Annotated in this window: 5 protein-coding genes; 4 read left to right on the top strand and 1 reads right to left on the bottom strand. The window is 74.5% G+C overall.

From position 1 onward, the window contains the following. Positions 1 to 450 precede the first annotated feature (450 nt). On the top strand, positions 451 to 714 hold the full coding sequence (locus HW445_RS16465) for a DUF5955 family protein (RefSeq protein ID WP_308799287.1): 264 nt from the start codon (positions 451 to 453) through the stop codon (positions 712 to 714). 129 nt (positions 715 to 843) lie between these two features. On the opposite strand, the gene HW445_RS16470 is transcribed toward HW445_RS16465, so the two are convergent. After that, positions 844 to 1,620 (bottom strand): IclR family transcriptional regulator, encoded by a 777-nt coding sequence (locus HW445_RS16470; RefSeq protein WP_180221777.1) that lies wholly within the window; start codon positions 1,618 to 1,620, stop codon positions 844 to 846. 215 nt (positions 1,621 to 1,835) lie between these two features. Between HW445_RS16470 and allB the strand changes: the two genes are divergently transcribed. The 3 genes from allB to HW445_RS16480 all read left to right on the top strand — a co-directional run. After that, entirely contained in the window at positions 1,836 to 3,245 is a 1,410-nt protein-coding gene (gene allB, locus HW445_RS32810; protein WP_308799289.1) for an allantoinase AllB, read from the top strand. After that, positions 3,242 to 4,366 carry an allantoicase gene (alc, locus tag HW445_RS32815; protein WP_308799291.1) on the top strand — a complete coding sequence of 375 codons (1,125 nt, stop codon included), beginning with the start codon at positions 3,242 to 3,244 and terminating at the stop codon, positions 4,364 to 4,366. The genes allB and alc overlap by 4 nt, the downstream gene beginning before the upstream one ends. Positions 4,367 to 4,585: 219 nt before the next feature. Continuing rightward, positions 4,586 to 5,731: cytochrome P450 (locus HW445_RS16480; protein WP_180221778.1), on the top strand; the 1,146-nt coding region annotated here is incomplete at its 3' end.

Here is a 5,731-nt window from a genome sequence, read left to right on the forward strand (position 1 = left end):
CAGCAAGGCCTTGGGACGGCCCCCGAGCCGCCGCCCGCCGCCCGCCGCGAGCAGCAGGCCGGCGACCTCGGTGGGGGTGTCGTGGCCGGAGTGAGTTCCTGTCATGGGTACTGCATACCTGACCTGCGCGAACGACGTCACCGCCCTGTGGACGACCGGCAGTTTCGTTGCCGGGAGTGAACCCTATGGGTGGAATTTGTCTCCTTGGAGTGGCGCGACGGCTGCGGGGTGGCGTTTACTGGCTGCCCCGCGTTTCTCGGCGCCCGACCAGCGCCGTGTGCGGGAGGGGTTGCGCATGAGGGAGCGCAGGATCTGCGAGCCGGCTCGTGCCCCTAGTTCCCAGGGGAGTCGACGTGCGACACACGATGCCCGGCCGACGACGTAAGGGGGAGTGCGGTGTTGCGGAGCTTGGAGCGTCCGCCGGCCGAAGGCCGGGGGGAGGACCCGCGGGTGGCGGGGCTGAAGAGTGCCGTGGCGCGGCTGCGGCGTGAACTGGCCGCCTACCGGTCGGAGTTCACCGACCGGGCGGTGGCGGAGGAGGAGATCGCGGGTCTCGCCGCACTCGCGGCCGAGGGATCGCCCGATCCGGCCCGGCTGCGGCGCTCGCTGCTGCTGATCGCCGGGGCGGTCGGTTCGGTCTCCGCGCTCGCCGGAGGCATGGGCGAGGTCCGCCGGGCGGTGGAGCAGTTCGACTCCCCGACGCCGGCGGTCTGAAGGGGTGCGATGAAGGGGTGCGATGACGGGGTGCGGTGACGGGGTGCGGTGACGGGGGTCCTCCGACGGGGGCGTGCGGCGTTCGGCTCCCCGGCCACCGTGGCCGGGGAGCCGAACGCCGCACGCACGTCACAGGGCGGCGGCCCCTCGGAGCGTCTCGCCCAGCTCGGCCGCGACCTCGCGCAGCACCGGCACGATCCGTGCCGTCGCCTCGTCGGTGACCCGTCCGGCGGGCCCCGACACCGAGAGCGCCGCCCGGGTCGGCGACCCCGGCACGGCCACGGCCAGGCAGCGGACGCCCACCTCCTGCTCGTTGTCGTCCACCGCGTAACCCGCCCGCCGGACCTCCTCCAGCGCCGCCAGGAACACGTCCGGGCTGGTGATGGTCCGGTCCGTCGCGGCCGGCATCCCGGTACGGGCGAGCAGCGCCCGCACCTCCTCCGGCGAGGAGTCCGCCAGCAGTGCCTTGCCGACCCCGGTGGAGTGCGGCAGCACCCGGCGTCCGACCTCGGTGAACATCCGCATGGAGTGCTTCGACGGCACCTGCGCCACGTACACCGCCTCGTCGCCGTCCAGCAGCGCCATGTTGGCGGTCTCGCCGGTCTCCTCGACCAGCCGGGCCAGGTAGGGGCGGGCCCACGACCCGAGCAACCGGGAGGCGGACTCGCCGAGCCTGATCAGCCGCGGCCCGAGCGCGTAGCGGCGGGTCGGCTGCTGGCGGGCGTAACCGCAGGCGACCAGCGTGCGCATCAGCCGGTGGATGGTCGGCAGCGGCAGTCCGCTGCCCGCCGCCAGTTCGCTCAGCCCGACCTCGCCGCCCGCGTCCGCCATCCGCTCGAGCAGGTCGAACGCGCGCTCCAGGGACTGGACCGATCCACTCGGGGAGCTGGACGTCGGCACGGGCATGGTCCTTTCGGCGGGTGCGGGAACGGGGGAAGCGTATCCGCAACGGCAGCGGCGCGGTCCGGCCCGGTCGCTCCCGGCCCACCGCGGCCCAGCACGGCTCCCCCTGGCCGCTCTTGACGCGGCGGAGCCCCGGGAGGAATCCTTCAACAAATCGTTGAAGCCGGCGTCGCGTCGCGCGGAGCGTGGAGCGGAGCGTGAAGAGGAGGGCCGTCCTCGTGCCCGATGCAGAGCCGCCCGAGAACCGGACGTCCGGGAGCGAGTCGTCCGGGACCGAGCTGGTGGTGCGCTCCACCCGCGTGGTCACACCCGAGGGGATCCGCGCCGCCCAGGTCCACGTCCGCGGCCAAGTGATCACCGCGGTCCTCGCCCACGACGCCCCCGTCCCACCGGGGGCCCTCCTCGAGGACGTCGGGGACCTGGCGGTGCTGCCCGGTCTGGTGGACACCCACGTCCATGTCAACGACCCCGGCCGGGCGCACTGGGAGGGCTTCCGGTCCGCCACCCGGGCCGCCGCGGCCGGCGGCGTCACCACGCTGATCGACATGCCGCTCAACTCCCTCCCGCCCACCACCACACCGCACCACCTCGAGATCAAGCGCGAGGCGGCACGGGGCCGCGTCCACGTGGACGTCGGCTTCTGGGGCGGCGCCGTCCCGGACAACACCGGACGGCTCCGCCCGCTCCACGAGGCCGGGGTCTTCGGCTTCAAGGCCTTCCTCTCACCCTCCGGCGTCGAGGAGTTCCCGGAACTGGACCGCGGACGGCTGGCCCGTGCCATGGCGGCGATCGCCGCCTTCGACGGCCTGCTGATCGTGCACGCCGAGGACCCCCACCGCCTTGCCGAGGCTCCGCAGCGCGGCGGTCCCCGGTACGCCGACTTCCTCGCCTCCCGGCCCCGGCACGCCGAGGACGGGGCGATCGCCCAGGTCCTGGAGCTGGCGCGCGAGACCCGGGCCCGGGTGCACATCCTGCACCTCTCCTCTTCCGACGCCCTGCCGCTGATCGCCGCGGCCCGTGCCGACGGCGTGCGGGTCACCGTGGAGACCTGCCCCCACTACCTCACCCTCACCGCCGAGGAAGTCCCCGACGGGGCCAGCGAGTTCAAGTGCTGCCCGCCGATCCGCGAGGCGGCCAACCAGGACCTGCTGTGGAAGGGTTTGGCCGACGGGACCGTCGACTGCGTGGTCACGGACCACTCGCCGTCCACCGCGGACCTCAAGACCACGGACTTCGCCACCGCGTGGGGCGGCATCTCCGGCCTCCAGCTCAGTCTGTCCGCCGTGTGGACCGAGGCACGGCGCCGCGGGCACGGCCTGGGGGACGTGGTGCGCTGGATGTCCGCCCACACCGCCGCCCTCGCCGGGCTGGACCGCAAGGGCGCCGTCGCCGCCGGACGCGACGCCGACCTCGTGGCACTCGACCCCGACGCGTCGTTCACCGTCGACGCGGCCGGACTCCAGCACCGCAACCCGGTCACCGCGTACGCCGGCCGCACCCTCCAGGGCGTCGTCCGCGCCACCTGGCTGCGCGGGCGGAGGATCTACCTGGACGGCACGTTCACCGAACCCGCCGGACGCCTGCTGCGCCACCGGCCCACCAACGAAAGGCAGGACACCTCCCCGTGACGGTGATCCCCCGCTTCACCGGCCCCGCCGAGCCCTACCGCGGCGGCGACCCGTACGCCGACCACCGCTCGGCCGAGTTCCCCTTCGCCGTCCTCCCCGACCTGGCCGACCGGCGGCTCGGCGGGGCGGTGATCGCCGCCAACGACGAGTTCTTCGCCCCCCGGGAGAACCTGCTCCTGCCGGGCCGGCCCGCGTTCGAGGCGGAGACCTTCGGCCACAAGGGCAAGGTCATGGACGGCTGGGAGACCCGTCGGCGGCGTGGTGCGTCGGCCGCCGAGCCGTGGCCGGCCGCCGACGACCACGACTGGGCGCTGGTGCGCCTGGGCGCCCCCGGCGTGGTCCGCGGCGTCGTCGTGGACACCGCGCACTTCCGGGGCAACCACCCGCAGGAGATCTCCGTCGAGGGCGCCGATGTGCCCGGCACCCCCTCCCCGCAGGAACTGCTCGCCGACGACGTGAAATGGACGCCGCTGGTGCCGCGCACCCCGGTCGGCGGTCACGCGGCCAACGGCTTCGCGGTGGGCGTGGAGCTGCGGTCCACCCACCTGAGGCTCCGTCAGTACCCCGACGGCGGCATCGCCCGGCTGAGGGTGCACGGCGAGGTCGTCCCCGACCCCGAGTGGCTGACCGCCCTCGGCGTCCTCGACGTCGTCGCGCTCGCCAACGGCGGAGCGGTCGAGGACGTCTCGGACCGCTTCTACTCACCGGCCGTCCACACCATCCTGCCCGGACGGTCGGCGCGGATGGACGAGGGCTGGGAGACCCGACGCCGGCGCGACCGGGGCCACGACCGGATCGACTACCGGCTCACCGCGCAGGCGTCCGTCCGCGCCGTCGAGATCGACACCGCCTGTCTCAAGGGCAACAGCGCGGGCTGGGCGTCCGTCTCCCTGCGCGACGACGCCGGCGGGCTCGGCGGTTCCTGGACCGAGATCGTCCCGCCCACCCGCCTGCAGCCCGACACCAACCACCGCTTCGTCCTGCCCGCCCCGGTGACCGGCACGCACGCCCGTCTCGACGTGCACCCCGACGGTGGGATCTCCCGTCTGCGCCTCCACGGCACCCTCACCCCGGAGGGAACCCGGGCCCTCACCGACCGCCTGCGCGAACTGGGCGGCTGACGCCCCGGAACCTCCGCCACGCGGGTTCCGTGCCGCCCGTCGCCCGTCGCCCGTCGCCCGTCGCCCGCCACCCGCGACCCCGGCCCGGCGACCGCTCACTCCGCCCGCCGCCCGGCGGGGCACGGAAGCCCGCGGGCGGCACGGAACCCCACGGCCGTCCCGTCCGTTGACCGGTCGGGGACGCGGGGCGTCCGGCCCGGGGCGGAGAGGGGATCCGAGATGGCGGACCTGGTCGACCTGCGGCGGTACGGCGAGCAGTTCCGTGCCGACCCGCATCCGGTGTACGAGGAGCTGCGGCGCCAAGGGCCGGTGCACCGGGTGCTGCTGCCCGCGCCGGAGGAGTACGAGACCTGGCTGATCGTGGGCCACCAGGAGGCGCGTGCCGCGCTCGGCGACCCGCGGCTGGCCAAGGACCCCGCGAAGCTGGGCATGACCGGCCTCGACGAGGACCCTATCGGCAGACACCTGCTCTTCGCCGACCCGCCGCGGCACACCCGGTTGCGGCACCTGGTCTCCAAGGCGTTCACGCCGCGCCGGGTCGAGGCGCTGGAGCCGCGCGTCCAGGAGATCACCGACGAACTCCTCGACCGGATGCTCCCCGCGGGCCACGCGGACCTGGTGGAGTCACTGTCCTACCCGCTGCCCATGGCCGTGATCTGCGAGCTCCTCGGCGTCCCCGAGGGCGACCGCGCCGACTTCCGCAGCGTGTCCACCGACGCCGTGGCGCCGGCCACCGAGGCCGACGGGCGCAAGGCCGCCGGGATCTTCGCCGAATTCCTGACCGGACTCGTCGAGGACAAGCGGTGCGCCGGTCCCGGCGACGACCTGCTGAGCGATCTGATCCGCGTCTCCACCGAGGACGGCGACCGCCTCTCCTCCGGCGAACTCACCGCCATGGCCTTCCTGCTGCTGCTCGCCGGCCACGAGACCACGGTCAACCTGATCACCAGCGGGGTCCACGCACTGCTCACGCACCCCGGGCAACTGGCCCTGCTCCGGTCGGACATGTCACTCCTCGGGGGAGCGGTCGAGGAGACCCTCCGCCACGAGGGGCCGGTGGAGACGGCCACCTTCCGCTTCGCCGCCGAACCGCTGGAGGTGGGCGGAGTACGCATCGCGCGGGGCGAACAGGTGCTGGTGGGCCTCACCGCGGCCAACCGCGACCCCGCCCGCCACCCCGACCCGCACCGTTTCGACATACGCCGCCGGAACGCGGGCCACCTCGCCTTCGGACACGGGATCCACTTCTGCCTGGGCGCACCGCTCGCCCGGCTGGAGGGGCGGATCGCGATCGGCTCCCTGCTGCGGAGGGCGCCCGGGCTGGCCCTCGACGGCCCGCCCGGCGAATGGCTCCCGGGCATGCTC

It is taken from the genome of Streptomyces sp. UH6 (assembly GCF_013421635.1).
Lineage (GTDB): Bacteria > Actinomycetota > Actinomycetes > Streptomycetales > Streptomycetaceae > Streptomyces > Streptomyces abyssomicinicus.